This window comes from Bacillus sp. Brlt_9, assembly GCF_051948935.1.
GTDB lineage: Bacteria > Bacillota > Bacilli > Bacillales > Bacillaceae_G > Bacillus_A.
On record NZ_JAYJLO010000020.1, the window covers coordinates 16,236 to 42,121 of the forward strand.

General features: G+C 34.3%; 29 protein-coding genes and 1 other annotated feature. Of the genes, 19 read left to right on the forward strand and 10 right to left on the reverse strand.

The features are described 5' to 3' along the window. Positions 1 to 41: 41 nt before the first annotated feature. The 6 genes from VF726_RS30695 to VF726_RS30720 all read right to left on the reverse strand — a co-directional run bounded on the left by VF726_RS30695 (position 42) and on the right by VF726_RS30720 (position 4,783). A complete protein-coding gene (locus VF726_RS30695) occupies positions 42 to 284 on the reverse strand; it encodes a hypothetical protein (RefSeq protein ID WP_440173982.1) in 243 nt (80 codons plus the stop codon). A gap of 71 nt (positions 285 to 355) precedes the next feature. Further along, positions 356 to 1,258 (reverse strand): EamA family transporter, encoded by a 903-nt coding sequence (locus VF726_RS30700; protein ID WP_440173983.1) that lies wholly within the window; start codon positions 1,256 to 1,258, stop codon positions 356 to 358. 139 nt (positions 1,259 to 1,397) lie between these two features. After that, positions 1,398 to 2,840, reverse strand: a complete 1,443-nt coding sequence (locus VF726_RS30705; RefSeq protein ID WP_440173984.1) for a sensor histidine kinase — start codon at positions 2,838 to 2,840, stop codon at positions 1,398 to 1,400. Continuing rightward, the gene (locus VF726_RS30710) at positions 2,818 to 3,483 is read right to left on the reverse strand and encodes a response regulator transcription factor (RefSeq protein WP_000148833.1); all 666 of its coding nucleotides are present in this window, start codon (positions 3,481 to 3,483) and stop codon (positions 2,818 to 2,820) included. The genes VF726_RS30705 and VF726_RS30710 overlap by 23 nt, the downstream gene beginning before the upstream one ends. A gap of 364 nt (positions 3,484 to 3,847) precedes the next feature. Next, positions 3,848 to 4,309, reverse strand: a complete 462-nt coding sequence (locus tag VF726_RS30715; RefSeq protein ID WP_440173986.1) for a L,D-transpeptidase — start codon at positions 4,307 to 4,309, stop codon at positions 3,848 to 3,850. Between the two features lie 30 nt (positions 4,310 to 4,339). Continuing rightward, on the reverse strand, positions 4,340 to 4,783 hold the full coding sequence (locus tag VF726_RS30720) for a DUF3978 family protein (protein WP_440173987.1): 444 nt from the start codon (positions 4,781 to 4,783) through the stop codon (positions 4,340 to 4,342). Positions 4,784 to 5,176: 393 nt separating this feature from the next. Between VF726_RS30720 and VF726_RS30725 the strand changes: the two genes are divergently transcribed. After that, positions 5,177 to 5,791 (forward strand): DedA family protein, encoded by a 615-nt coding sequence (locus VF726_RS30725; protein WP_440173990.1) that lies wholly within the window; start codon positions 5,177 to 5,179, stop codon positions 5,789 to 5,791. Positions 5,792 to 5,847: 56 nt separating this feature from the next. Here VF726_RS30725 and VF726_RS30730 read toward each other — a convergent pair whose 3' ends face one another. Then, entirely contained in the window at positions 5,848 to 6,633 is a 786-nt protein-coding gene (locus VF726_RS30730) for a PPC domain-containing protein (protein WP_048528257.1), read from the reverse strand. A 164-nt stretch (positions 6,634 to 6,797) separates the two neighbouring features. Between VF726_RS30730 and VF726_RS30735 the strand changes: the two genes are divergently transcribed. The 9 genes from VF726_RS30735 (at position 6,798) to VF726_RS30775 (ending at position 13,686) form a co-directional block, all read left to right on the forward strand. Then, the gene (locus VF726_RS30735; protein ID WP_440173993.1) at positions 6,798 to 7,019 is read left to right on the forward strand and encodes a helix-turn-helix transcriptional regulator; all 222 of its coding nucleotides are present in this window, start codon (positions 6,798 to 6,800) and stop codon (positions 7,017 to 7,019) included. Further along, positions 7,009 to 7,716 (forward strand): DUF3169 family protein, encoded by a 708-nt coding sequence (locus VF726_RS30740; protein ID WP_212955822.1) that lies wholly within the window; start codon positions 7,009 to 7,011, stop codon positions 7,714 to 7,716. Before VF726_RS30735 ends, VF726_RS30740 begins: the two co-directional genes overlap by 11 nt. Before the next feature lie 42 nt (positions 7,717 to 7,758). Next, positions 7,759 to 8,811, forward strand: a complete 1,053-nt coding sequence (locus VF726_RS30745) for a site-2 protease family protein (RefSeq protein WP_440174016.1) — start codon at positions 7,759 to 7,761, stop codon at positions 8,809 to 8,811. Positions 8,812 to 8,907: 96 nt separating this feature from the next. Continuing rightward, positions 8,908 to 9,048 (forward strand): DUF3985 family protein, encoded by a 141-nt coding sequence (locus VF726_RS30750; protein WP_000404758.1) that lies wholly within the window; start codon positions 8,908 to 8,910, stop codon positions 9,046 to 9,048. A 178-nt stretch (positions 9,049 to 9,226) separates the two neighbouring features. Continuing rightward, positions 9,227 to 9,955, forward strand: a complete 729-nt coding sequence (locus VF726_RS30755) for an ABC transporter ATP-binding protein (RefSeq protein ID WP_440173994.1) — start codon at positions 9,227 to 9,229, stop codon at positions 9,953 to 9,955. Next, the gene (locus VF726_RS30760; RefSeq protein ID WP_440026208.1) at positions 9,952 to 10,770 is read left to right on the forward strand and encodes an ABC transporter permease subunit; all 819 of its coding nucleotides are present in this window, start codon (positions 9,952 to 9,954) and stop codon (positions 10,768 to 10,770) included. The genes VF726_RS30755 and VF726_RS30760 overlap by 4 nt, the downstream gene beginning before the upstream one ends. A 10-nt stretch (positions 10,771 to 10,780) precedes the next feature. Further along, positions 10,781 to 11,551, forward strand: a complete 771-nt coding sequence (locus VF726_RS30765) for an ABC transporter permease (protein ID WP_440173996.1) — start codon at positions 10,781 to 10,783, stop codon at positions 11,549 to 11,551. Positions 11,552 to 11,563: 12 nt separating this feature from the next. Continuing rightward, positions 11,564 to 12,253: a response regulator transcription factor gene (locus VF726_RS30770; RefSeq protein WP_440173997.1), complete on the forward strand. Its 690-nt coding sequence runs from the start codon at positions 11,564 to 11,566 to the stop codon at positions 12,251 to 12,253. Continuing rightward, positions 12,253 to 13,686, forward strand: coding sequence for an ATP-binding protein (locus VF726_RS30775; RefSeq protein WP_440174017.1), 1,434 nt, complete (start codon positions 12,253 to 12,255; stop codon positions 13,684 to 13,686). The genes VF726_RS30770 and VF726_RS30775 overlap by 1 nt, the downstream gene beginning before the upstream one ends. A gap of 89 nt (positions 13,687 to 13,775) precedes the next feature. On the opposite strand, the gene VF726_RS30780 is transcribed toward VF726_RS30775, so the two are convergent. Then, positions 13,776 to 14,162 carry a DUF3938 domain-containing protein gene (locus VF726_RS30780; RefSeq protein ID WP_440173999.1) on the reverse strand — a complete coding sequence of 129 codons (387 nt, stop codon included), beginning with the start codon at positions 14,160 to 14,162 and terminating at the stop codon, positions 13,776 to 13,778. 460 nt (positions 14,163 to 14,622) lie between these two features. Between VF726_RS30780 and VF726_RS30785 the strand changes: the two genes are divergently transcribed. Then, positions 14,623 to 15,144, forward strand: coding sequence for a GNAT family N-acetyltransferase (locus VF726_RS30785; protein WP_440174001.1), 522 nt, complete (start codon positions 14,623 to 14,625; stop codon positions 15,142 to 15,144). A gap of 249 nt (positions 15,145 to 15,393) precedes the next feature. Here the strand turns inward: VF726_RS30785 and VF726_RS30790 are convergent, their stop codons facing one another. Further along, positions 15,394 to 16,287, reverse strand: a complete 894-nt coding sequence (locus VF726_RS30790; RefSeq protein WP_000530035.1) for a YitT family protein — start codon at positions 16,285 to 16,287, stop codon at positions 15,394 to 15,396. A 277-nt stretch (positions 16,288 to 16,564) separates the two neighbouring features. Between VF726_RS30790 and VF726_RS30795 the strand changes: the two genes are divergently transcribed. The 3 genes from VF726_RS30795 (at position 16,565) to VF726_RS30805 (ending at position 18,605) form a co-directional block, all read left to right on the forward strand. Beyond that, positions 16,565 to 16,849 (forward strand): hypothetical protein, encoded by a 285-nt coding sequence (locus VF726_RS30795; protein WP_144615228.1) that lies wholly within the window; start codon positions 16,565 to 16,567, stop codon positions 16,847 to 16,849. A gap of 28 nt (positions 16,850 to 16,877) precedes the next feature. After that, positions 16,878 to 17,660 (forward strand): membrane protein insertase YidC, encoded by a 783-nt coding sequence (yidC, locus tag VF726_RS30800; RefSeq protein WP_440174003.1) that lies wholly within the window; start codon positions 16,878 to 16,880, stop codon positions 17,658 to 17,660. Positions 17,661 to 17,789: 129 nt separating this feature from the next. After that, on the forward strand, positions 17,790 to 18,605 hold the full coding sequence (locus tag VF726_RS30805; RefSeq protein ID WP_440174005.1) for a hypothetical protein: 816 nt from the start codon (positions 17,790 to 17,792) through the stop codon (positions 18,603 to 18,605). A 78-nt stretch (positions 18,606 to 18,683) separates the two neighbouring features. Here VF726_RS30805 and VF726_RS30810 read toward each other — a convergent pair whose 3' ends face one another. After that, positions 18,684 to 18,911 (reverse strand): hypothetical protein, encoded by a 228-nt coding sequence (locus VF726_RS30810; protein WP_440174006.1) that lies wholly within the window; start codon positions 18,909 to 18,911, stop codon positions 18,684 to 18,686. A 166-nt stretch (positions 18,912 to 19,077) separates the two neighbouring features. Further along, positions 19,078 to 19,314 (forward strand) — a binding site (T-box leader). 169 nt (positions 19,315 to 19,483) lie between these two features. Between VF726_RS30810 and VF726_RS30815 the strand changes: the two genes are divergently transcribed. The 5 genes from VF726_RS30815 to VF726_RS30835 all read left to right on the forward strand — a co-directional run. Continuing rightward, positions 19,484 to 21,031, forward strand: coding sequence for an IS200/IS605 family accessory protein TnpB-related protein (locus VF726_RS30815; RefSeq protein ID WP_440174008.1), 1,548 nt, complete (start codon positions 19,484 to 19,486; stop codon positions 21,029 to 21,031). A 248-nt stretch (positions 21,032 to 21,279) separates the two neighbouring features. Beyond that, positions 21,280 to 22,599, forward strand: a complete 1,320-nt coding sequence (locus VF726_RS30820) for an APC family permease (RefSeq protein ID WP_440174009.1) — start codon at positions 21,280 to 21,282, stop codon at positions 22,597 to 22,599. Between the two features lie 107 nt (positions 22,600 to 22,706). Beyond that, entirely contained in the window at positions 22,707 to 23,891 is a 1,185-nt protein-coding gene (locus VF726_RS30825; protein ID WP_440174011.1) for an MFS transporter, read from the forward strand. 79 nt (positions 23,892 to 23,970) lie between these two features. Next, on the forward strand, positions 23,971 to 24,141 hold the full coding sequence (locus VF726_RS30830) for a hypothetical protein (protein WP_212955828.1): 171 nt from the start codon (positions 23,971 to 23,973) through the stop codon (positions 24,139 to 24,141). Positions 24,142 to 24,410: 269 nt separating this feature from the next. After that, on the forward strand, positions 24,411 to 25,886 hold a 1,476-nt coding region (locus VF726_RS30835; RefSeq protein WP_440174014.1), incomplete at its 3' end, for a SpaA isopeptide-forming pilin-related protein.

A 25,886-nucleotide genomic window follows, 5' to 3' on the forward strand; every position in this document is an offset into this window, starting at 1 on the left:
ATAGAGAAAAAGACCTTTCAAATAAATGAAAGGTCTTTTTGTTATGCAGTAGGATTCACTTTCTTATCCTTTAAGAATAAAAGTACAGCAAGGATTACGAGAATAATAGCTGCAATATCGAATGTAGTATTCAAGTTTAAGTACTCCACTAAAGGGGTTTTGACTGCCCCAGCATATATGCAAATGGGAATGAGGAGCAAATCGTAAAATTTCTTTTCTTTCATATATCTTATTAGGAAGAAGATACACATAATGGCAAAAAAAGCTACGCTTAAAATAGTCATTTATACCTCCGAATAGATTTGAAATTATACCACATTGTAACTTTATTTCCATTTATAAGCAAGTTGATATTTTAAGCACTATGCATGCTATTACTTTTCCTTTCTTTCCTAGCTGTAAGTAGCTGAGGGGTAAAAATCCCAAGTAGTATAAAGAGTATCCCAATCCACTGCATGAACGTTACGACTTCATGTACAAGTGTAATAGAAGCGATAATGGCCGTTGGTAATTCAGCTGCTCCTAGTATTGTACTAAGTCCTGTTCCTACTTTCGGTACACCAATTGAAAAACAAATGACAGGCACGACAACACCAAACAATCCGAGGAAGAAAGCGTATTTCCAAAGACCGGCTTGCAAGGCACCGTCTATTAAGAAGGTTGGGGGGAAGAATAGGCATACGATAAGAGTAGCGCTTGTTGTCATAAGGAAGCTTTTCGTATAAGGCGGAACTTCTGTAGCGACACGCCCACTTGCAAACACATAGAATGAAAAAGAGACAGCTGCTAATAGACCAAAGATAATACCTTTCGTGGAAAAGCTTTGTCCGAGACCTTCAAAGACACCGCCTGCAAACAATGTACCAGTAAATAAAATAATGATAGATATAATTTTCTCACGGCTTGGAAATGTTCGATTTGCAATAGCTTCAATGACTACACCAATCCATGTAAACTGGAAAAGTAGGACGACAGCGATAGATGCTGGTAGTTCTTCTACAGAAATAGCGTAGAAAATACCAGTCATACTCATTGTTGTACCGACTGTTAGTAAGGAAAAGAATTGCTTTTTTGTTACTTTATGACGTGAAGCGAAAAGAACGAGCAGGAGAAGCCCGATCCATCCGAAGACATATTGTCCCCCTAATAGTTCATGTGCTGAAAACCCATCAATGAATCCGAGTTTGAAAATAGTTGAAAGTACGCCGTAGCTACAAGCTCCGAATAAAACGAGTAATGAATACTTAAATTTCTCCATGAAAATCCTCCTTTTACATAATAAAAAACGCCCGCTATCCAAATAAGGATAACGGGCGAACGAAACAGAGTCATATACTCTACAAAATTCCGCCATTCATACGAAGTATGAATTTGGGGTATGAAATTGTAGTATGTTTTTACATTGCTTTTGGGAATACAATAGAACATTTTACACCTTGAGGTGTGTTTTGTATACCATAAGGAAATTGATGCTTATCTAGTATTTGTTTTACAATGTATAACCCAAGACCACTACCTTGTACTAAGCCATGTTTGTCAGGGTTTGCGCGATAGAATGGTTCAAATAAATGGGCAAGTTTATCTTCATCTATTTGTGAACCTGTATTTAATACTTCTAATGCGTAACCGTTTGGCTTTTCGTAAAGCTTTATATATACATGTTGATGGTCAATTGTATAATGAATTGCATTTGAAATAATGTTAAAAATGGCAGTTTGAATAAATTTAGGATCAGCTAAAACCTGTACATCTTGTTTAATGTTAGATTGAACATTTAATTGTTTTACAGATACGAAATAATCTACTTTCTTCATAACGTCCTCAATAATATTAGTTAATGAGATAACTTTTAAATCAGGTTTAAATTGAGGGTTTTGTATTTTGGATAATTCCGACATTTTTTCCGTTAATATGTTAATGTCTTGCATCATTTCATAGGAACGTTTTAAATATTTATCTCTATCTTTATAAGCTCCAATGCCGTGAATCATGCCATCGAGTTGTCCCATAACGGCTGCGATTGGTGTTTTTAATTCATGGGAAACCATAGACATAAATTCTTTACGAGATTGTTCTAATTGTTGTTCCTTTTTGAGTTCATTTCTTAAATCTTGATTGCTTGCATGTAAATTCTTCACTATATTTGGTACTTGTGAAGCAGCTACTTGTAAATTAAAATCTGTTTGATCTGTATTTTTGTTGAGTAGCTTTTTATCTGAGAAATCAAGATTCATAATATCTTTTAAAGCATCACTCATATATTGAAAAGGTTTAGCAATTAGTTTTGCATAAATTAAAGATCCGAGCAGAGATAATGCAAGCATTGTCGCGCCAATATGTGGAGCTAATTGCTGCAGTACATCTGTTAATTTTGGATTATCTTGTGCATCATTTGCTTTACTTGCTGCATTTTGTTTATGTAAGGCATCATTAGTAGCGACTTGCTTTTCCGTTTCTGTAAGTGGAGCAGAAGTGCTATTTTTCCCCGAAATATTTTGAGTATGTTCTTTTGCTTTTGCAGTTTGGCTAGGCTGCAAAAGGTGATTGATAGCTGTAGAGAGTGATTTATAATCTATAACCGAAGATTGGAAATTAGAAATGTCTCTCTGTAATACAGCTTTATTTTGATTCGTTTTACTTTGGTCGTTTTGTTTATTTGAATCCGCTTGTTCTGTAGATTGCGTTCCATTTTCTTTCGCAAAACGTTCTTTATCGTAGTTTGAAGCTAAGAAGTAAATAACTTGATAAAGACAAAGTGATAAAAGAATACAAAATAATAAGGTTTTGATGAAAATATTTTTGGTGATGTTGTCTTTGCTACGATTCGATTTTGTAGCCAATGCCTTTCACCGTTTTAATATAAGGAATCCCTAATTTTTTTCGTAAGTTTTTAATATGTGTATCTATAACTCTTACATCACCATAATGTTCATAGCCCCATACCTTATTCAACAAATCACTTCTTGATAATACTTTTCCTCGATTTTGCAGTAAAGTATAAATAATTTCAAATTCTTTTGTTGTCAATTCAATTTGATTACCATGAACATAAGCGGCATATGCTGTAGAATTTAACATCAATTCATGGAATTGCAGTATAGTTGCAGCTTCGGCTTCCTTCGTTGCTGCCCTTCTTAATACAGCTTCTACACGTTTAATAAATACGGTGTAATGGAACGGTTTCGTAATATAGTCATCAATACCTAATTCAAATCCTTTAATTTCACTTTCTTCATTATGTAAGCCTGTTAACATAATGATTGGTACATCAGATTGTCCTCGCATAATTTTACAAATACTATAGCCATCTATATCTGGTAACATCACATCAAGGAGGACAAGATCGTATGAATTTTTTTGGAAAAGAAGTATACCTTCTGTTCCAGCACCAACGACATCAACAGTAAAGTTTTGTGCCATTAGAAATTCACGAATTAGCTCTTGTATATCTGGGTTGTCTTCAATCACCAGTATATGCGTCATAGTAACACCTCCTAAATAACGCTTTTAACTGCAATATTCGAATTCATCATTTTTTCGATGACTCAGATTGTTTATACATATAATAAGCCCCCGCCATAAAATAATCATGAAAGTAGCAAGGGGAGTTGTTTAGTGAAACTGAATATTTAAGAATTACAGTAATTCTATTATAGTATGTATTATAAAATTTATAAAATATTATAACTGTATAATTTTAATATCCATGTTTATCAATGTTTGGATGTTGCTTAACACAATCTATTCCTATTATATATGTAAATACAGTTGTTTAGCTACTGTAAATGAAGAAATAAAATAAGCCAAGACATAAAATTCTTGGCTACACGTAAATCGTATTGTTAGGTTATTTTACAGTGACAGTAGCCTGCTGAGGAATCCGCTCAAATAACCAGTGTATATCATTGTTATACATACGAATACAACCTAGTGTTGTCCATTTGCCGATTGCCTGATTATTGTTCGTACCATGAATCGCATAAGTTGTTCCGTAAGTTCCAGCCATATTTAATCCGAGCCAACGGTCACCAAGTGGATTACGTGGGTCGCCACCTTTAATTTTGCCTGTATAATAAGGACGATTTTTAATTTTATTTACGATTTGAAACGTACCTTTAGGTGTAGGTGTGGCTGCTTTCCCAGTAGCGACAGTAAAACTCTTTATAAATTTTCCATTTTGATAATAATCCATTTTATTTAACTGCGTGTTTACAATCAGTTGATCTTTCGTTGTAGCTGCCTCCGCAGCTGTGAACGGGATGCTTAAAAATCCTAATGATAACAGTGCACTTAATAATAGTTTTTTCATTATATTCTCCTTTTTACTATTGTAATAGTCTTACATACAATGAATTTGTAATCCTCGTAATACTTTATTTACATTTTCATCTAATGTTTCAAAAAAGCTAGTAATTTTAGCAGTATGTTTGTTGTTTTTATCAATAAATAATCTTTCATTTAGTAAAAGCTCACCATGTAGTCCAAAACTTTGAACTTGAATATTTAGTTCATCTTCAGTTTCAGAAATAATGGGTAAGAAGTAGTGAAAAGCTTTCGTTGGAATGATGTAGCTTTTGCCAATCATGCTTTCTTGATTTGAATTAATCCATTTTTTCGTAACGATCTTAATGTTCTTTTTTGAAACGATAAAAGACAGTGTTGTAGATTTTGTTAAACTTACGTCAAATTCATTTGTTTCACACATGTGTAAATTAAAAACGGTTTCATTTTGATGAGATTCAACATTTGTATTAATAAAATCGTGCATTTTATAAGCTTCCATTTCTTATTCACCCTTTATTCAATTTCGAAAAACGACTTATATTTATTCAATTTAATGCTTAGTCATATATTGGTTAAATTTTTCAACAAATTCCGATATAATCTTACAATACGTATATGAAGCTAATATGAAGTTAGTATGAGTTTGTAGTGGTTTTTTATTGAGAACAAAATATAACGATTTTAAAGTGTTAAAAAATGCATATTAAGGCACTGATTTCTCACGGTATATACTTGTTAAGTTGTCTGAAAATGAAGGGGAATAAAGAACGTAAAAGTTTAGTGAGAGCCTTACAAAAATGTAATAAAAATGTAAGCTATTGTGATAGTTATTTCGACAATTTTTTTATACAATATTAGTAAGAAGTTGCACGTGATTGAAAGGAGAGATGACATGGAATGGATTCATGAATTATTTCAGCAATACGGGTACTATGTTGTACTTGTTGGTTTGCTGTTAGAATATATTGCACTCCCGTTTCCAGGAGAGCCAACGTTAGCATATGCGGGATTTTTAGCACATAAGGGTGATTTAAGTTTACCGATTTTAATTATCCTATCCTTTATTGGGACAAGTGTAGGAATGACAATTCAATACTTTTTAGGAAATAAATTAGGTATGCCCTTTATTCAAAAGTATGGGAAATACGTATTTTTAACACAAAGAAAAATCGACTTAACAAGAATGTGGTTTGATAAGTATGGATACTTCCTAATTTTTATCGGTTTCTTTATTCCTGGTGTACGCCACTTTACAGGATACTTTGCAGGAATTATTAACTTACCATTCCGTCGTTTTGCAATTACAATTTACTCAGGTGCTCTATTTTGGGTATCCTTCTTCTTAATCGGTGGTTACTGGTTAGGTGGCAACTTGCATGATATTTTTGGAGTGCTAGAAGGTCACATCGGTAAAATCATTTTTGGGGTGATTGCAATTGTAGCAATTACATTAGGAGTTCGTTTCCGCAAACAGTTAAAACGAGTATTATTACAAAACGCAAGTTAATATGGAATCCATTCTATGTCAAAATTTAGTAAGGCAGTGCGGACGCACTGCCTTTTTTATTTTATGTTCCAGTTTATTTTTAATTTTCCTTTTAATTGGTTTCCGCTAACTATAATGTAATAAGTTCCGGTCTTAATTGCTGCGAAATGATACGTATCAGGGCCGACTGAAGCTAAATAATTTTCTTCCTCTTGAAATTCACTAGCCATTTTGATGTCCCCTATGTAGCCATCTGGATTTTCAGTGCGTGATTCAATGGTGAATTCTAATATATCTCCTCGTTTTAGTTCAATGGGGAATTTATGTTCACCACTAAAATGTTGAAAAGATGCTTCAAAAGAGTTTTCTGTTTTTGTTTCGACCCATTGTTCTTTTGATGTTCCAATCTTTTCTAAATCGATAAAGTTGATTGTGATAAATATAATAAGCATAATGCCTGGCATGACATATTGTATCCACTTAAGTTTTGTTGCTATAACTGTACATAAATAGAAAAAAAGAGAACATATTGCTCCAATTGATCCGAGAAACAAAAACTCTATTAGATCAGCTTCTTTAAATAGTAGGAGTGGAAGAAAAAATAAATAACCGCAAAAAATATAAAGGCATAATGTCTTTAGTCGTGTATAAGTGTGTAAGCTCAAATTATCGATGCAAATAGAACAAAAAATTGCATATGCCGCAAGAATAGGAACGAAGGGAACATATAGTAGTTCTCGTAATCCAGTTAAGAAACTATATAGTGTTGGTTGACTAGTTATTAAGAGAAGTGTGCTAATAAGTAATAATAAAGTAGCTGTAAGCTTAGTAAGAATGTAGGAAAAGGTAGATGTTTTATTCATATGTCACTTCCTTTGTTTCATATTTCACATTCATTATATAGGTTATTTCCGTCATAATACATCCTTATTTTTGTCAATTATCATAGTCGTAATGACAATTATAATTGACAAAAATAAGGATATTATTTACAATTTTAATTAAATAAATGAAAAAGAGGGAAGACATGAAGCTTCAAAATCGAGTGAGGGAATTGCGAGCAAAGCATCGTTTATCACAAGGGGATTTAGGGAAAGCGATTGAATCATCACGGCAAACAATTAGTTTAATTGAACGCGGGGATTATGCACCATCTATTGTATTGTCGTTAAAAATCGCACACATTTTCAATGTACCGGTGGAGGAAATATTTATGTTAGTGGAGGGGGAAGAGGACGATGAAGAGTAAACGAAAAAAACAATTTGATTTTGTGGGGAAAATATCATTAAGCATGATGGGTGGCTTTTTAACAACGTATGTAGCTTTAAATTTACTCTCGGATGAACCGAGAAAATTATCATCTAATACATTTATAGGTGTATGTACTATTTTTGGAATCTTAATGATGTATTACACTTGGAAGAATACACGTATGTTAGCGGAGGCACGCGATGAGGAAGAGAGCGTACAAGGCAGAAAATTAGGCATTATAAGTATATATTTACGTGTAGGTGATATAGTTACGCAGGCATGGTTTGTATATGCGGTTATTGCATGTAGACGTGCACTGTTACAGGATACAAATGTTTCATTTGCAGTGTGGAATTTAGTAGCTTCTATTGTTTGTTTAACCACTGTAGTGATTAGCGGGCTCATAACAAAAAATCGTTATAATAAGCTATATCCTGAACAAGGGGTAACATATATGGAATCTATGAAAATGTGGACGAAAAACGCAGATGAAGGATTAAAGCACATTGTGCATGAGGCTGGATATAAAGCGTATGAATTTACGAATACAATATTGGCATATGTATGGTGGGCTGCCGTTATATATACAGCGGCTAGTGATATCGATTTTGTATTAATTGGTTTAATCTCAATTATTTGGATATTGCATCTTGGAAAATTCATGTACGAAATGCAGAGAAAAATGATTTATTAAGGGGAGAAAAAGGTGGATATTTTAAGAAGGCCAGCTGGTTCTATGACGGTGGCGTTAGTTTTGTCCATTTTATACGGAGTAATCCGAACTGAGAAATTAGAAGTAATGTTGGATATATGGGCATTATTTGGAATCTTTTTATTAGTGCTAGCTATTCATGAGCTAGGACATGTAGTATTTGGTTTAATAGGTGGTTTGAATTTTAAATTCATGACAGTAGGGCCGATTACTTTTCAAAAAGAGAAGGGGAAAGTACGCATTCGAGAAAATAAATTGTGGATGTACTTTGGAGGCGTGGCGATGTTAGTGCCTCCTTCTATAGAGACACCGAACCTTTCAAAAAAATGGGCGTGGATGACTTTAGGTGGACCGATTACAAGTTTACTATTTGGTATTACTTTCGGTTACATATACATGGTGAGTTATTATCAATATATTTTATATTTTTCCGTTTTTAATTTTATCATTTTTGTGGTTACAATTGTGCCGATAAAAGGTACGCTTATGAGTGATGGTATGCAATTTCTTATTTTGATTAAAGATGATGAAAAGGCGAAGCAGCATTTATATAACATTCAAGTATCGAGTGAGTTATTTAGTTATAAGCGGCCGAAAGATTGGAATGAGAGATTAGTAGAATTTAGCGAAGATAAAATAAAAGAAAATAAAAGTATAAGAGATATAATGAGCGGACTTATGCTCGTTTTTTATGCCAGAGCCGATCAAGAAGGAATGGAAAGAGCGATACCATATATAGAACCAATTGTTCAACTACCTGTAACAAAAGAAAATAAATATTTCGTTAGTAGTTTTCATAGTTGGCATCTTTTATATAAAGCTCTTTATCAAATGGATAGTTTTTCTCTGCAAGAAGCGAAGGAACATGGGAAGGCCATTACAAAAGTAGACTTATATGGGTATTATCGTACACAAGCAATTGTGAAATATGTAGAGGGCGATATGGAAGCTTCCAACGTTTATATGAGGAAAGCGGATAAAGAATTGAAGAGCGCTGAGAATAGTGAAATGGGATATTTACAATTAGAGAGAGAATGGTTTGAGCAGCTGAAAGAGAGGGTATCTTACGATGGGTGAGGTATCCTCTTTTTTCTATGTCGTTTTATGCCGTTCCATAAAAAGTGTGGGGCGAGTAAAATGAGATAAGAAGAGCAAAGCTTGGAGGAAGTAAATATGGAAATTTTATCGATTATTTTGATAGTCTTGCTCATTTATGTTGTTTTTAAAGTGGCATATGTAGCATTAAAGATACTCGCGATACTATTAATTATCTTTTTAATCGTAGAGTTCGGCAGTAAATTGCTTGGGGGATAGGGTATGTTGAGCGCTTTGAGTGTCGAAGTGTTAATATAATGAAAAAAATCGTTGATATATTTCGAGGAATATCAATTGGGGTATGTGGAAAAGAAGTTGCCGTGGAGGTAGCTTCTTTTTATTTGTTTATAAATTGTTTATTTTTACCTTTTATTCTTGTAGTAAGGAGGCGGTAAGGATGAAAAAAGCGGTTTTAGAAGTAAGAGATGTGACGAAAAGGGTGAAGGGAAGAACGTTGTTAAGTCACATGTCTTTTTCTGTTTATAAAAATGAAATTTGTGGTTTTGTTGGGCCAAATGGTTCAGGGAAGACGACTCTTATTCGAACGATTATGGGATTAATTCGACCAAATGAAGGTGAAATCTTAATTAATGGCAGTAGCGTACAAAAAAATCGGAAAGAAGCTCTTCAGCATGTGGGTGCAATTGTAGAAGCGCCAATTTTCTTCCCTTATATGTCAGGGCGAAAAAATTTACGGAATTTAGGTAGGATTACGCTACGTAATGGTGGAGAAGTTCTTGAAAAAAAGGTGCAGCAAGTATTAGAAGTCGTCGGTTTAGAAAATCGTGCTGACGATAAAGTTGGTACGTATTCGTTAGGGATGAAGCAGCGTTTAGGGATTGCGCAGGCGCTTCTTGGGGATCCAGATTTTATCATTTTGGATGAACCGTCTAATGGATTAGATCCAGTTGGAATTAAGCAACTTCGTAAAATTGTACTCGATTTACAGCGTGAAAAGGGAATAACTTTTTTCATTTCTAGTCATTTAATTCGTGAATTGGAACTTATGTGTGATTCATGGGTCATGATTCGTGAAGGATCACTAATATGGCGGGGGACGATGGAAGAGTTACAAGGAAGAAATAAAGAATTAGAAGATATTTTCGTGGAGATGATGAGCTCATGATGATGTTAGTACGCTCGGAATGGGAGCGGATTTGGGCTAAGAAAGTAACATGGCTTTGTTTTTTGATGATACCTGTGATGTTACTTGGGGCTGCGAAGTACTATTTGAAACATAATCAAGAAGTAGAAAGGATAGCAGTTGATTATACATATGCAAATTCATTCCCAGTGCTTGCATTATCAGAAATGCTTATGAGTATATGTAATCTTGTTTTACTCGTTTTGATTGTCCTTGTGTTTGCTCAAGAGTATCACAGTGGTCAAATTCGGATGGTAATCCAAAGGTCATACATGTATTCCGAAATTCTTATTGCGAAAATAATTACGATATTAGCAGTAAGTTTGCTATTTATAGGTGCCTATTTTATTTGTAGTTATTGTATTGGTTATATTTTCTTTGAGCATGAACCGAATATTCTTTTGTTTTATCATACGGAAAAAACGAATGCACTTGGCGTTTTCTTATACTGTATTTCTTATTATGGGATTGCTTATCTTACTTTAATAGCGATGGCTAGCATATTAATTATGCTTTCGGTTATAAGTAAATCGATAACAAGTGCAACACTTCTTGGTATGGGATTTATTATATTTTCTTTTGGATATCCAGCGATGGCGTTAGTGATAGGGAAATCACCGACTTTTCTTTATATTAATTATTCGTCTTTAATTAAATTGCAACATGAGGGAATTGCTATAGCTTTATCTGGTAGTTCACGGCTGATTCTTTTTGGATCTGTAATTTTAATTGTATACATTGCTGTTTGTAATGTTGTAACAGTTTATTGGATAGGAAAAAAAGATAATTTTGTGTGAGGTGTGAAGAATGAGACAAATACTTATAAGCGAATTTGAACGGATGTTTGATAGAAAGAAGACGAAAGTATTAATTGTTATTTTTGGACTGTTACTTATTTTGCACAGTGTATGGGTTCATACTTTTGGAGTTGCTATTTACGATACAAAAGGGACAGAAGCAATCTTAAGTAATTTGAACTTTCCTGTTGCAGTTACAAGAGAATGGTATTTTACGCTATTCTTATTAATTTTTCCAATCTTATTTATTGATAGTTTTAATAGCGAAATTTCATCTGGCGCATATCGTCTTGTCATGATCCGCCCGGTAAGTAGAGGGGAATTATTATTGGCAAAATGGGCTACTCAAATGAGTATCGTAAGTTTATTTTTATTAGTAGCATTTATAGAGAGTAATATATACGGAACATTTTTTATTAGGCACGCAGAGGAGACATTCTTTTTGGATAAACAAGTCATTTATGGGACGGGTGCCTCTATTTTATATACTGTAAAATATTATTTAATATTATGGTTTATCGCAAGTGCTTTAATTATGTTGAGTAGCTTTGTAAGCCTTTGGTTTCAAAATTCTATTATTACATATTTTGTGATAGTCGGTTTACTAGTAGCAAGTTTATATGTGAATGAAGAAGTAAGTTATTTTGTAATTGGAAGCGAATCAATTCTAAGAATATTAAGTGAGGGGAAAGTAACGTTTTACCTAATAAATGGTACAATTCTAGGAGGATGTGCAATAGCGGCGATGTTTAGTTGGTGTAAAAAAGATGTATTTAATTAGGAGGGACTTACCGTGGCGGACAAAATATTAGTTGTAGACGATGAACCGGATATTCTTACATTTATTGAAGATAGTCTTGTCATGGAGGGGTATGAAGTAAGAAGTGCACTAAATGGTGAAGAGGCTTTGAAAAAATTAGATAGTAGCGTGGACCTTATTATTTTAGATGTTATGTTGCCAGATATGAATGGATTTAAAGTGTGCGAGAAGATGAGAGAGTCTTATGCATGTCCCATCTTATTTTTAAGTGCCGATGGTAGTGAACGCTCTCGTATAGAAGGTTTATTGATTGGTGGAGACGATTATATTAGTAAGCCGTTTAGTTTAAAAGAGTTGAAAGCGAGAATTATTGCTAATTTGCGTCGTACGACAAATTTAAGCATGATGGATCAAAAGGAATTTCTACGCTATGGAAGTATATTAATAGACTTACAAAACTATGAAATAATGGCTGGAAAAGAAAAAATTCACTTTACAAAAAAGGAGTATGAAGTAGTGAAAATGTTAGCACTCCATGCCGGCCAAGTTTTGACGAAAGAGCAGCTGTTTGAAAAGATTTGGGGATATGATAGTGAAAGTGATGTCTCTACTATAGTTGAGCATATAAAGAAAATTAGAACAAAGCTTAGTGTATATGATAGAGAGTATACATATATTCAAACGGTGTGGGGAATTGGGTATAAGTGGAGTGTACAAAATTGATGCAAAGGTTACGGATTAAACAACAGCTAGTAATTGGCTTCTTAATAGTTTTAATTAGTAGTTTAATACTGACGGTGTTAACAGCTGGTATTGGTTGGTATTGGTTAACTAAGAATGGTAAAGTATTTCCTGCAAATTATTATGAGCAGAAAATTCCTATGATAAAAGAATACGTAAAAGGTAAAGGCGCATTATTGTTAAATGAGAAAGAGAGGAATGAACTAGAGAAAATTGTCCCTAAAGAAGGGATTAAATATCAAATTGTTAATAGGCAAGGAGATATTTCTTATGGCACATATAACAAGAAATTAATAACAAATGAGAGACCAATTTGGAGTGTTATTAATACGAATATTTATGGAGAAGATGATGATAATGAAGTTACGACATATCTACCTTTAGTAGATAAAAATGGAGATTTACAAGGATCGATAGGGTTTAATTATCATTTGGCAATATCTACTGCTTCGGCAGTCGATTCCTTTTTTGTAATCTTATTTTTAGTTTCACCCTTTATATACATTACGATTTTATCCTACATTGTCTCAAACCGAATGGGAAAAAGAATAAAGAAACCACTTGCTGAGCTATCAGAGGCTTCAAAACGAATCCAAGAGCAGGATCTAAACTTTCATTTAGAATACAATGCGCAAAATGAGATTGGTGAATTAGTCGGTTCGTTTGAAAATATGCGCGCAGCATTAGCTACTAGTTTGTCACGACAATGGGAGTTAGAAGAAGAAAGAAGAGAATATATTAGAGCTATTTCTCATGATTTGAAGACGCCATTAACGATTGTGCAAGGTCATACAGAAGGTTTGCAAAGTGGCTTATGGAAAAATGAAGATTTGTTACATCGTTATTTACAAACGATTGAACGAAACACAAACAGAATGACAAAACTTCTTGAGGAGTTCCAAACAGTAAATGAGTTAGAAAGCTTTGCATTTCAATTACGTTTAAATAAAGTGCATATAAACCTATTTTTTCTAAAAAAACTAGAGGAATATGAATGCATAGCCAGGAAAAAAGAAATTGAGTGGGACGTCACCTTTGAAAATAATAAGGATGTACAAAGCTTAATATTTGACCAAGAGCGGATCAGTCAAGTAATGGATAATATCGTAATGAATGCAGTTCGGTTTACCTCGGTGTCAGGGAAGGTGCTCGTTAAAGTGTGTACTTGGCATGACACAATAGAGTTTCATGTATATGATTCAGGGCCTGGTTTCCAAGAAGGAGATTTAAAAAAAGTATTACAACGTTTTTATCAAGGAGATCAGTCACGCTCAGGAAGCAAGGAGCACTTTGGACTCGGTTTATATATTGCTAAGACAATTGTTGAGAAGCACGGCGGTAAAATACAGATAGAAAATAGCGAGGTGCGAGGTGGGGCACATGTTTCGTTTCGGATTCCGAGCGGAGGTATGTAGGAAAGAAGTTGCCGTGAGGGTAGCTTCTTTTTATTGTGGTGACGGAGTATGAAAAACAACATAAAAAAGCTGGAAGAATATCTTCCAGCTTACGAGTTACTTTCAATTTGGCGACCGCTATCTTCTTCGTTGTCTTGTAATAGGTTGAATACATCTGCTAGGCAGAATGCAATGAACCAAGTCCATAGACCGTGGAAGAAAGCTGAGCTTAATTGAAGTGGTAATGTATAGTTAGTCATTGAGTAGGAAATACATCCGCCAACGATTCCGATCATTGTTAATAACATTGTTTTTTGTGCATTTTCTTCTGGATTGAAGAGGAAGAAAATGTATCCGCCTAAAATTGAAGCGCTTACAAGTGTTTCGATTCCATTAAAAATGATATTCTCTCCAAGCTGAGTGTTTGTCCAGAAGCAGATTGTTCCGCCGATAATAGCAAACAGGACAGCTATTGTATATCGTATATGTTGATTCATATGTTCATCTCCCTATGTAATAAGATGATTTGGAAGTCAAAAAGGTAGGTATAGTATATTGAAGTGAATTTTAGTTGTACGTATCTTTTTATAAAAAGATCAGTGAAGAATAACTAAGATGATCGGTTTTTTAAACCGTTACGTGTATGGTGTCTGAAATATACCCGACTGCTCGTTTCTTTTTGCTTGTAAAATAAGAGAAACTTCCAAGTCTATATACTCTTTTTTTGTGAGTCTGGTTTCATTATAACACATTTAGAGTCACAATGATAGAATTATCTGATTTTGTAATAAGTGTAAAAAATAAAAATCGCAAGGAAATACCATTAACAATGCAGTTTGGTGGAAGGAGGATTTTAATTTATTATGATGAAATATGTAATTAAGGTGAGATCTAAGAAGGAGGCTTAAATACTATAAAAAATGTTTTGTAGCATGAATGTAAGGGAGGAGAGCTAACTTGGAGATCACAACAGAAAGATTAATAATTAGACCTTTTAAGAGGACTGATTTACAGGATGTATTTGCTATTTATAGTAATGATGATACATGTAAGTTTCTATTACATAATAAGTGGACTCATGAAGACATGCAGGAGAGATTTAATAAGAAGCTAGAAAACAATGTACTTACTAAAGAATCAATATTAAGTTTGGCAGTTATATACAAGACTAAAGTAGTTGGTGATTTATCCGTATGGTACACAAATATGAAAGAGACTGTTGAGATTGGTTATAGTTTTTCAAATGAAGTAGCTGGGAGAGGTTTGGCAACAGAAGCAGTAAGTAGTTTGGTATTTAAATTGTTTAATGAATGTAATGTACATCGTATACAAGCTAATCTTGATGCACGTAATACAGCTTCACAAAAATTGTGTGAACGAATAGGTATGAGAAAGGAAGCTCATTTCATACAAGATTATTGGAATAAAAATGAATGGACAGATAGTTTTGTATATGGAATGCTATCCTCCGATTTGTAGTAATAAACTTCGTGATTTTATTATGCTAAAGGGTGCGTTAGTTGAATAACAAAAGGCATAACATATAATATGTTATGCCTTTAATGTATTAACCTTTTTTATCCCGCTTTAATGGGCAGTAAGACCCCCACCTCAAAATTCAGCGAAAGCAAAGAAGTTAGGTGGGGGTCTTACTGCCCGTAAAAGTCCGATTGGTTCAACTAATAATCAGTGGGGATGAAGAAAACCCCCACTGATTAAAGTTTCACTTTATATGCGTTTGAAACGGCCGACAATTTCAACTGTTTCAGTAATGTTCATGAATGCTTTGTTATCCACTTGACGGATAATACGTTTCATTTCGCCTAACTCATAGCGAGTCACGACAGTGTAAATCATTTTTTTCTTATGGTTTGTATAGCCGCCGACAGCATCTACCATTGTCACCCCGCGTATGCCGTGATGTAATAGTGCGCTTTTTATTTCCTCGCCTTTTTCTGTAACGGTCATTATCGTTAATTTAATATGTTTCGTATGCACAGCATCGATAACTTTGCTGACTACAAACCGGCTAATTAACGTATAAAGCGTAATATCCCATCCGAAAATAAATCCTGCTGCAACAAGTAAGATCAAGTTGAATCCAAAGATGATTGCTCCAATCGAAATATCTCGATGTTTTGCTACAATTAATCCAACAACATCAAAACCACCTGTTGAAGAAGCAAATCGGAATATGATTCCGGAAGCTGCTCCGCAGATTACACCACCGAATACAGAAGATAGTAAAATATCGTCTGAAACTTGGTGGACAGGGATAATGTTCATCGCTAACGATGATACAGCTACAAAGTACGCTGTTAAAAAGGTTGTCTTCTTGCCTAAGTAAAAGTGACTTAAAATAAGAAGAGGAATGTTTAGTAAAAAGATAAGTGCACCGATATTGTAGTGCATTAAATAACCGATAATCATCCCTACACCAGCGAATCCACCGCTAATCATGTTATGCGGGATAAAGAACATATTCATAGAAATTGCATACAAAATAGAGGCTACGAAAATAACAACCAACTGTATGATAAATTCTAAGTGAAATGTTTTAGCTGCTGGGAAGGATAAAAAGGCGGTGTCGGGAACGTAATCGGCGTCTCCTAGTTGACCCATAGTATGTTTCATCTCCATATTCATTTTTGATTACAAGAAGAGAATAAAGGTTTTTTCAAAAACTGGCAATAGTTTTATTATAATGCAAAAATTTTATAAATTTCTAATAAATCAAGCCTATTCATTGATGTGTGTGAATATACTAAAGAAAGCGAATACAATGTTTCTTAATTATTGTTTTCTTGAGAAAATATGCAAAATACTTTTTTTGACGATAAAAGGAAATAGAGAATGTTTGCCGAATGTGCTAAAATGACCTTATTAAGGATGTGAAGCGATGGAATTTTTATTGCAGGATGCAATTCTATATATATCGTTTGTAACGACAGCGCTTTGTTTATTAGAAGTTTTCTTCCTTGCTAACATTTCTCGCTTTGTGCGTCAGCAAGCATCAAGCGGTAGACAAAGGGCTTTTGCGTTAGTTGATACGTGTGAAGATAGTGCGAGGAATGTACCGCTATTTTCAATTTTTTATAAATATGGAATGATTCGTTCTGTACGCAGACAAGAATCAAGTGAAGAGAATGATGAGGTCGGTCCGTATACACCAATGTTTCGCTAAATAATTACGAAACATTGGAGGAATGAACATGTTAAAATCATACCGAGCTGTGCTCGTTAGTTTATCATTATTACTTGTTTTTGTTTTATCTGGTTGCAGTAATGCAGCCCCAATTGATGCACATAGTACGGGAATTTGGGATCATTATTTTGTATATCCAATCTCGTTTATGATTCAATTTGTTGCTCATCATATACCGGGAGCTAGCTTCGGGATTGCTATCATTATTATAACGCTCGTTATTCGCTCAGCGATGATTCCATTAGCTGTTTCGCAATATCGTAGCCAAGCGAAAATGAAAAAAATGCAACCTGAATTACAGAAGCTAAAGAAAAAACACGGTGATGTAAGTAAAGATCTAGAAAAACAAAAGCAGTATCAAAAAGAAATGTCAGAACTAATGAAATCAGGCGGTTGGAATCCACTTGCTGGTTGCTGGCCACTATTAATACAAATGCCGATTTTCTCTGCTTTGTATTATGCGATTAGCCGAACAGAAGAGATTCGCACATCTTCGTTTTTATGGGTGAACTTAGGACATGCAGATCCTTATCATATATTACCGATTATTGCAGCGTTAACGACATTTATTCAGATGAAAGTTTTCCAATCGAATAGTACGCCTGGAGAACAAGTACAAATGCTAAAGATGCAGCAAATTATGATGCCGGCAATGATTCTATTTATGGGATTTGCGGCGCCATCAGGACTAGTGTTGTACTGGATAACAGGTAACTTATTTACAATGATGCAAACAATCGTATTAAGAAAAATAATGGAACGTGAAGAGTTACAATTACAAAAGGCTTAGAAAAACACCGCTCGAGATGAGCGGTGTTTTTTTGTTAAGTCGTTAAGGAAATGTTAAGAAACCAACATTACGATAGGCATTGTATACGAAAGTGTACATGCATTAGAAATATGAAGGAGGAAATTTCCTATGAAGAAGAAAACAGTTGGGTATTTAGCGATTGCAGGTGCTTTATCATTCGGAATCATTGGAGGAGTCGGTATTCCGGCATTCGCAGCAACGAATACTCCAGCAGCTGAGCAGTCTACAAAAACGGCGAAAAAAGATTTAGATGACGCTACAAAACAAAAAGTAAAAACAATTATGGATGATACAAAGAAGCAGTTAGAGGAACTAGGTGTTAAGCTTCCAGAAAAAGAAAAACGTAAAGATATGTTTGCGGGATTAGATGATCAAACGAAAGAAAAAGCGAAATCAATTTTAGAGCAAGAGAAATCCGGTAAATTAACACGAGAACAAGCAAAAGAAGAATTAACAAAACTAGGAGTGAAGTTGCCGGAAAAGGGTAAGCGTGGAGACATGTTTGCTAACTTAGATGAACAGGCGAAGGAAAAAGCGAAATCAATTTTAGAGCAAGAGAAATCCGGTAAATTAACACGAGAACAAGCGCAAGAGGAATTAACAAAGTTAGGCGTGAAAATGCCAGAGAAAGGTAAGCGTAAAGATATACTTGCTAACTTAGATGAACAGGCGAAAGAAAAAGCGAAGTCAATCTTTAAACAAGAAAAGTCTGGCGAATTAACGCATGAGCAAGCAAAAGAAGAATTAACAAAACTAGGTGTGAAACTTCCAGAGAAAGAGAAGCATGAAGACATCTTTGCGGGATTAGATGAGGCAACAAAAACAAAAGTAAAAGCGATTTTAGACAATGAAAAGAAACAATTAGAGGCATTGAATGTCGATATTCCGCATCACAAGTTTTTTATGAAAAAAGAAGATAAATAATCGAATTATGTATCTTTCGTGTGGGCAACCGGAAGGTACGTGCGAGGACCGATTTCTATAAGTAGAAATCGGTCCCTTTTAATGATTTAATAAAATTTTTTTCATAGTTAGTATGTATCCAAAGACGCAGTAGAAGATTGCAAAACCGATAAATACTTCTGTATATTGATATTTACCTAATACATAGAAGGAAACAGCCGGTATAATAGCTACCGCTAAAATGCTATAACCAGGATACTTGTGCCTGAACATGATAGCGAATAGAACAGAAAGAAATGTAGCGATGATACAAAAAACAGCAATCATTATTGATGCACCTCCTGTATGGATTATACCATTTTTAGGTAATTAGAGAAGTGACGTAACTTCTGTTATAATATAAGAAGAGAAATATTTCGTATGTTATATAAAAAAATATATTGATTTTTTCTAACAATTCAATATAATGAACAATAACTATAAAATTCGACATCAAGAAGTGATGATGAGGACACGATCAATTTTTTACGATTCTCAGAGAGGGAGGCCTTTGGCTGTGAGCTTCCTAATACGGAAAAATGGATTACCACCTCTGAACTGCAGCAGTGAACGAACATCTAATAATTGCTTGCCGGTAAAAACCGTTATTTAGACTTGAGAAATTGGTGAAGTGTGTCACTTTGCGAATTGAAACAAGGGTGGAACCACGAATACAACACTCGTCCCTTTTTTAGGGAGGAGTGTTTTTTTATTTCATTTTTGCATCACACTAGAATTGGAAGGAGGTAATAACAGTAAATAAGAATCTATAAAAAACTATAAAAATTTACAATTACAGGTTTTATATTTTACAGAATTCAACCTATAATATTTTCAGGTGATGAAAAGGGGGGAAAAGGATGAAAACAACACGTACTTGTAAAATCAATTCTATTACAAAAGAACAAACGGAAGATTTAATTACTTTGATCCGTACGTTCGAAAGTGCAAAACGATATAGTTTTAATCGTTTGATTGAGGGCGAAAACGAGAAAGAATTGATAAAAAAACTACAACCTAAATATTTGTTAAGTAAACGTTTTTGTGAAGATGCGATTTTACAAGCGCAAACGATCCTTTTCTCTCAAAAAGAACTTCTTCCTGTTTACCTAGAAAACAATCAAAAAAAGTTAGAAAAGACGTTACAAAAAATAGATGATTATGAACGCGGCAAAAAAAGACCTAAACAAGTTTCATTAGAAACTTGTTTAATTGGTTTAAGAAAACGAAAACAAAAATTAGAACAAAGAATTGAAACGTATGCAAAACATATTAAAAATAAAACATTACCTCCTATTATTTTTGGTGGGCGGAAAAATTTCTATGAAAGAATGAAAAATAAGATATCCAATCAAGAATGGAAAGATTTGAGGACACGACAATTATATTCTCGCGGAGATAAAAGTAAAAAAGGGAATTTGAACATGCGCATTACAGTTGATGATTGCGGGCAAGGATGGTTAGAAATTGCAAATCCATTAGGACGAACAAATGGAAAAACAAAAAGCCCCCGAATCAAAGTTCCGATTATCATTCCATATCATTTTTATCATCAAATCACAAATGTCGTTATGGGAAAGCAAATCGGTGTAAATCCAAAAGGAAAACCGATTATAGAGCATCAAAAATATAGTGTAGAAATCATTCGTAAACAAAATGAATTTTATGTAAATATTACGTTTGATGAAACAGAAATAGGTCGTGTACTAGATTTCAAGGAAACACCACAATCAGATGTAATTGCAGGAATTGATGTAAATCCGGACCGCATTGCAGTTAGTTTATGTACAAAACAAGGTAATTTTAAAGGTTCAAAAATTTTTTATCTACACAATCTGAATACGTTTTCAACAAACAAACGCGCAACGATAATTGGACAAATCGTACAACAAATTAAAACATGGTTATTGGAAAACAATGTAGGTGGAATTGTTTTAGAAGATTTAAAGTTTCAACAATCTCATGATACTGATAAATACAGTAATCGTAATTTCCATCAATTTACGTATAAAAAGATGTTGAACAGTTTAATTCGTATGTCTCTTCGTAACGGATTTTCTGTTAAAACAGTAAACCCCGCTTATACAAGTGTGATTGGAAAATTAAAATACAGTAAAAATTTCGGTATTAGCGTTCATGAAGCAGCCGCATTTGCGATCGCAAGACGTGGATTAGAATTGCAAGAACAAGTACCACAAGAGATTATATTATTATTAAAAAACCAAATTACAACAAAACTGCGTATTCTTGTTGCTTCCATGGAAGAAAGTAAAAAGAATACGCAAAAAGTATATAAAAAATGGTTACAAACAATTCAAACGTGGAAAGAATATCACAATTGGAAATTGTGGAGCATTCTTCATAAAACTGTTTATATGAGCAATCAACAATTCGTATTTAAAATTTAAATGAGAAGGGGGGTACTGGTTTATTTCTTATAACCTCTTGCATACTACTGACTTGGATGAATGGTAGTATGCAAGGACAGATCGTTCCTAACAGGAACCTGCCGTCATTCTTTCACAATAGGTGGATGAAAAGGTCACAACCCTTACGGACAGGAAAAAGGTGAGATTCCTTTTCGGTAGTTGGCATTTGACTTGGTTCGCCAACAATTTATAGATTTTTATAAGAATTTTAAACCAGGATACGCAGCATGCATCATCATGATGAGAAGAACAAAATTGGTTTAACGGTAGCACTTTCTATCGTAGTAGGAACGATTATTGGATCTGGTGTGTTTATGAAACCAGGGAGCGTATTAGATTACTCAGGGAGTTCTAATATGGCCATTCTTGCTTGGGTAATTGGTGGTCTGTTGACGCTAGCAAGTGGTTTAACAGTAGCTGAAATTGGAGCGCAAATCCCGAAAAATGGTGGGTTGTATACGTATTTAGAGGAGATTTACGGAAGTTTTTGGGGATATTTATCAGGCTGGATGCAAACGATTGTTTATGGACCAGCTATTATTGGAACATTAGGATTGTACTTTAGTTCTTTAATGATTAACTTCTTCTATTTAGATAAAGTATGGAATTTACCAATTGCAATTGGAACAGTTGTGTTCCTTGGCGTTGTAAATAGTATGGGAACAAAATACGGAGGTATCGTCCAAACAGTTACGACAATCGGGAAAATGATTCCGATCGTATTAATCGTCATGCTAGGTTTTTGGAAAGGAAATAGCGATATCTTTAACGTAGTTGTGCCGATATCAGAAAATCAAAGTATCGGGATGGCAATTTTAGCAACGTTATTTGCTTATGACGGCTGGATTCTACTTGCTTCGATTGGCGGAGAAATGAAGAATCCAACAAAGTTATTACCGAAAGCCATGACAGTTGGGATTTTAATTGTAACAGCTGCTTACGTACTAATTAACTTAGCGTTATTAAATGTATTACCAGCAACGCAAATTGTAGAACTTGGAGAAAATGCCACAGCGACAGCTGCGGGCATGTTACTTGGAGAATATGGCGGGAAAATTATTAGTATCGGTATTATCGTTTCTATTTTCGGTTGTTTAAATGGAAAGATTTTAACGTTCCCACGTATCCCGATGTCGATGGCAGAGCGTGGACAACTTCCATTTGCTAAGTTTATTGCAAAGGAAAGTCCAAGATTTAAAACACCAGCAAATGCGATTACTGTTGAAATCATTTTAGGAATTATTTTAATGATTATTAGTGATCCGAATAAGCTATCTGAGATTTCCGTATTCATTATTTATATTTTCTACGTAATGACGTTTATTGGTGTCTTCATTTTAAGAAAACGTAATAAGAATAAAGAGCGTGCATACAGTGTACCGTTATTCCCAATCGTACCAATCGTTGCGATTTTAGGTTCGCTCTTTGTAATTGGTAGTGCAATTATCAATGATCCGGTAAGTTGTTTCTTATCAATTGGAATTGTCTTTACTGGACTGCCGGTATATTGGTATTTAAATAAGAAGAATAAAACTGAAGTGTCATGATTGAAGGGTAGGCGTATAATACGCCTACCTTTTTTACTGTAAAAAAATTGTACTTGTGTTCAACTTCTATTTTGGTTACTATAGTCGTAGTAACCAAAATAGAAAGCGTGGGGAAAGACTTGAATTTTCGTGTGTATATTTTAGCTATCGCGGCTTTTGTAGTCGGAACGGTTGAGCTAATTATAGGAGGAACGCTCGATTTAGTTGCCAATGATTTAGGAGTATCTATTAGTGCAGCTGGTCAGCTTATAACAATATTTTCAGTAGTATTTGCTTTATCAGGTCCGGTTTTATTAGCGTTAACAGGGAAGTTTGAAAGAAAGAAATTGTATATTGGGGCATTATCAATTTTCTTAATCGGAAATATTATTTCGGCATTTAGTGTGAATTACGGGATGTTAATGTTCTCAAGGGTTGTTTGTGCGGCGAGTGGTTCGCTTATTATTGCACTTTCAGTAACACTTGCTTCTAGCGTTGTAGAACCGCATTTTCGTGCGCGTGCAATTGGAATCATTTTTATGGGGATTAGTGGCTCACTTGTACTTGGAGTACCACTCGGCCTTGTACTCGGAAATGCATATGGATGGCGTGCACCATTTGTACTTATTTCGATCTTAACAGTGATGGCAATCGCATGTATTTCATTATTCTTAACGAAAGTACCACCGACATCAGTGTTATCGATAAGAGAGCAAATTGCTACGTTAAAAGATAAAAAAATTGTCAGTGCACAGTTAACATCATTCTTATTTTTAACGGGTCATTTAACATTATATGCATATTTAACACCATTTTTAAAAGATGTGATGCACGTAGAAGCGAATTGGATTAGTGTATTTTACTTCATTTTCGGAATTGCAGCGGTACTTGGAGGAGGCCTTGGGGGCTTGCTTGCTGATAAATGGGGATCGAAGAAAAGTATTATTTCCATCATTATTGTATTTGCATGTGCAATTTTTATGTTGCCAATGATGACATTCTCATTCCCACTGTTCATTATTATGATGGGACTTTGGAGTATGCTGAGCTGGGCTATTTCGCCAGCACAACAAAATTATTTAATTGAAATTGCACCAGAATCAGCTGGTATTCAGCAAAGTTTAAATAACTCTGCACTTCACTTAGGAATTGCGCTCGGTTCAACAATAGGCGGAGTTGTTATTGAGAAATCATCTGTTATATATAATGCTTGGGTAGGTGGCGGCTTTATTATATTAGCACTGCTTTGTGCGATTTTCTCGATTACGAGAGGACGTTCTGCTCAGTTAGCAAAGGAAGAATCTATCGTTTGATAGGTTCTTTTTTGTTTGTAAAATTTTGCAGGTTTTAGTAGAAAGGTGGAGAATTTGTATGTAGCGAGGTGATGGGTAAATGATGTTTAATTTCTCGATATTCGGTATAATACTTGCACTATTGCCGATAGTTGCAGTTGTTTTTGTATTAGGATGGATTCGTGTCATCTATCAAAATTCCGAGAAACAAGTGGAGCAAAATGAGAAAATTATTGAGCTGTTGATGGAGATAAAAGAAAAAGATAAGTAACATGTATTCGTTTGAAATTTGTTTCTGGTAAGTAAAAAAGGCACTTATAAAGTGCCTTTTTATTATTTTTAAAAATTTTAAATATGTAACATTCATTTGTCAATAGTAGCAGGAGAACAAACAATTGTAATGTTGCTTATTACTTTGAAACTTTCTCAATAATTCGACAAGATACTACAAAAAAACCACCTATTCTCTTTTTTTCACTATAAGTACAATGAAACAGTAAGATTGCTTCATGTAGAAATTTATATATGGTGGTGGAGAGAATGAAACGAAAGATGGTAGGGAAATGGTTTAGTTTTTTAAGTGCTCTTATTATTTTATTAGGAATTGCAATGCCACAAGTAAAGGCAGAAGTAATGAACAGAGAAACATATAAAATGGATTGGAGTTATAGTAATTCGAAACATCGTGAAATAAAGACAGAAATAATTAAAACGGCTTCGGGTAGTATTGCGTATTGTTTAACACCTGATTTGCGTTCTCCAAATGGAGATGATTTGCCTGAAATGGGGAAAACATCTGATGCCGTATATCGTGTTTTATTAAATGGATACCCTCAAAAAAGTCCATCTGAATTAGGTGTAGCGACAACGGAAGAAGCGCATTATGCTACACAATTAGCAGTATGGATTGCAGCAAATGAATTAACGGTAGAAGATTTAGTGGCAAAAAATGAACGAGTACATAATCTTATGGAGCGTTTAGTAGAGGATTCAAAAAAAGAAACTGGATCACAAGATGTATTCTTTAAAGTTAATCCTGTAGATTCACAAACTGCTACACAAAAAGGTGATTATTTAGAAACAGGATTTTATGTAGTGCAAACAAATGCGGTTTCTGGCTCTTATACAATTCTTCCTGAAAATGCTCCTAAAGGACTTCGAATTGTAAATGAAAATGGAGAAGAGAAAAGTACGTTATTAATTGGCGAAAAATTCAAAATCTTAATCCCGAAAGATACGAGTAGTGGTAATTTTAAAATGAAAGTGAAGTCTACTTTAACAAATTTACAAGCAATAGCTTTTAAAGGATCAGAAAAAGTTCAAAATACAACGGTATTGTTACAAAGAAATAGTGAGAAAATCAGTACAGATTTAGTTGTAAATTGGGAATCAGTAGGCTCTTTAAAGATTATGAAATTAGGAGAAAAAAAGGAATTATTAAAAGGGGCGGTGTTTGAAGTTTCTAATGAAAACTTTAAACAAAATGTTACGACTAATGATAAGGGGATTGCGGAGTTAGGTAATCTTCCAATCGGTATATATGGCGTCAAAGAAATTCAAGCGCCAGCTGGATATGTGTTAGATGGAAGTGTTAAAAAAATTGAAGTGAAAACTGGTGAAACTGCTCTATTAGAGTGGAAAAATGAAAATATAAAAGGTGAATTAGAAATAACGAAAGTAGATGTAGCGGATGGAAATACGAAACTGCCGAACGCAGAATTTACAATCTACAACGAACAAGGAAAAGAAGTAGTAAAAGGGAAAACGGATGAAAAAGGTGTAGCGAAATTTAAACTACCATACGGAAAATACACGTATAAAGAAACAATAGCACCGAATGGATATGTAATAAATGAAGAGACGTTCGCATTTGAAATAAAAGAGAATGGAGAAATTATTAAACATATCGTTCAAGATAAGAAGGTAGAAGGTGAGTTAGAAATAACGAAAGTAGATGTAGCGGATGGGAATACAAAATTACCGAACGCAGAATTTACAATCTACAACGAACAAGGA

What these genes read in the sequence shown, in the direction of transcription:
- VF726_RS30780 (WP_440173999.1), bottom strand. Translation starts at nt 14,162, where the DNA reads ATGAATCAACATATACGATATACAATAGCTGTCCTGTTTGCTATTATC.
- VF726_RS30755 (WP_440173994.1), top strand. Translation starts at nt 9,227, where the DNA reads ATGAAAAAAGCGGTTTTAGAAGTAAGAGATGTGACGAAAAGGGTGAAG.
- VF726_RS30730 (WP_048528257.1), bottom strand. Translation starts at nt 6,633, where the DNA reads ATGAATAAAACATCTACCTTTTCCTACATTCTTACTAAGCTTACAGCT.
- VF726_RS30760 (WP_440026208.1), top strand. Translation starts at nt 9,952, where the DNA reads ATGATGATGTTAGTACGCTCGGAATGGGAGCGGATTTGGGCTAAGAAA.
- VF726_RS30720 (WP_440173987.1), bottom strand. Translation starts at nt 4,783, where the DNA reads ATGGAAGCTTATAAAATGCACGATTTTATTAATACAAATGTTGAATCT.
- VF726_RS30695 (WP_440173982.1), bottom strand. Translation starts at nt 284, where the DNA reads ATGACTATTTTAAGCGTAGCTTTTTTTGCCATTATGTGTATCTTCTTC.
- VF726_RS30765 (WP_440173996.1), top strand. Translation starts at nt 10,781, where the DNA reads ATGAGACAAATACTTATAAGCGAATTTGAACGGATGTTTGATAGAAAG.
- VF726_RS30830 (WP_212955828.1), top strand. Translation starts at nt 23,971, where the DNA reads ATGATGTTTAATTTCTCGATATTCGGTATAATACTTGCACTATTGCCG.
- VF726_RS30710 (WP_000148833.1), bottom strand. Translation starts at nt 3,483, where the DNA reads ATGACGCATATACTGGTGATTGAAGACAACCCAGATATACAAGAGCTA.
- VF726_RS30795 (WP_144615228.1), top strand. Translation starts at nt 16,565, where the DNA reads ATGGAATTTTTATTGCAGGATGCAATTCTATATATATCGTTTGTAACG.
- yidC (WP_440174003.1), top strand. Translation starts at nt 16,878, where the DNA reads ATGTTAAAATCATACCGAGCTGTGCTCGTTAGTTTATCATTATTACTT.
- VF726_RS30750 (WP_000404758.1), top strand. Translation starts at nt 8,908, where the DNA reads ATGGAAATTTTATCGATTATTTTGATAGTCTTGCTCATTTATGTTGTT.
- VF726_RS30820 (WP_440174009.1), top strand. Translation starts at nt 21,280, where the DNA reads ATGCATCATCATGATGAGAAGAACAAAATTGGTTTAACGGTAGCACTT.
- VF726_RS30810 (WP_440174006.1), bottom strand. Translation starts at nt 18,911, where the DNA reads ATGATTGCTGTTTTTTGTATCATCGCTACATTTCTTTCTGTTCTATTC.
- VF726_RS30715 (WP_440173986.1), bottom strand. Translation starts at nt 4,309, where the DNA reads ATGAAAAAACTATTATTAAGTGCACTGTTATCATTAGGATTTTTAAGC.
- VF726_RS30700 (WP_440173983.1), bottom strand. Translation starts at nt 1,258, where the DNA reads ATGGAGAAATTTAAGTATTCATTACTCGTTTTATTCGGAGCTTGTAGC.
- VF726_RS30740 (WP_212955822.1), top strand. Translation starts at nt 7,009, where the DNA reads ATGAAGAGTAAACGAAAAAAACAATTTGATTTTGTGGGGAAAATATCA.
- VF726_RS30735 (WP_440173993.1), top strand. Translation starts at nt 6,798, where the DNA reads ATGAAGCTTCAAAATCGAGTGAGGGAATTGCGAGCAAAGCATCGTTTA.
- VF726_RS30805 (WP_440174005.1), top strand. Translation starts at nt 17,790, where the DNA reads ATGAAGAAGAAAACAGTTGGGTATTTAGCGATTGCAGGTGCTTTATCA.
- VF726_RS30725 (WP_440173990.1), top strand. Translation starts at nt 5,177, where the DNA reads ATGGAATGGATTCATGAATTATTTCAGCAATACGGGTACTATGTTGTA.
- VF726_RS30745 (WP_440174016.1), top strand. Translation starts at nt 7,759, where the DNA reads ATGACGGTGGCGTTAGTTTTGTCCATTTTATACGGAGTAATCCGAACT.
- VF726_RS30815 (WP_440174008.1), top strand. Translation starts at nt 19,484, where the DNA reads ATGAAAACAACACGTACTTGTAAAATCAATTCTATTACAAAAGAACAA.
- VF726_RS30775 (WP_440174017.1), top strand. Translation starts at nt 12,253, where the DNA reads ATGCAAAGGTTACGGATTAAACAACAGCTAGTAATTGGCTTCTTAATA.
- VF726_RS30790 (WP_000530035.1), bottom strand. Translation starts at nt 16,287, where the DNA reads ATGGGTCAACTAGGAGACGCCGATTACGTTCCCGACACCGCCTTTTTA.